General features: G+C 32.9%; 1 protein-coding gene and 1 pseudogene. Both read right to left on the bottom strand.

The window, feature by feature from the left end; all coding sequences use genetic code 11:
• Positions 1–152 (bottom strand): ATP-binding cassette domain-containing protein (locus FC86_RS06460; RefSeq protein WP_156403326.1); only part of this gene is annotated, 152 nt, incomplete at its 3' end.
• Positions 152–304: pseudogene (locus tag FC86_RS06455) on the bottom strand (glutamine ABC transporter substrate-binding protein); the annotation flags it as partial. The pseudogene FC86_RS06455 and the gene FC86_RS06460, both read right to left, overlap by 1 nt.

Genomic DNA, 304 nt, shown 5'->3' with positions numbered 1-304 from the left:
AAAAAGGTACTCTTCCCTGATCCAGAAGGCCCAATGATAACAACAACTTGATTACGTTTAACATCTAAATCAACGCCTTTAATGACATGATTATCACCGTAACTTTTTTGCAAGTCACGAACTTTAATAATATTTTCCGTTTGTTTAGTCATTATTTACTCAACCTTCTTTCTACATATTGAGAAGCCCATGTTAATAACGTAATAATCACTAAGTAAATTAGTGCAATAATTGCCCAAACTTTGAATCCTTCAAGGTTTCTAGCAATAATAATCTTACCTGTTTGAGTCAGTTCAACTAGTCC

Origin of the sequence: Holzapfeliella floricola DSM 23037 = JCM 16512 (genome assembly GCF_001436605.1) — a bacterium.
GTDB classification, from domain to species: domain Bacteria; phylum Bacillota; class Bacilli; order Lactobacillales; family Lactobacillaceae; genus Holzapfeliella; species Holzapfeliella floricola.
The sequence above is the reverse complement of the archived record's forward strand: the minus strand, read 5'-3'. Positions and strand labels throughout refer to the sequence as shown.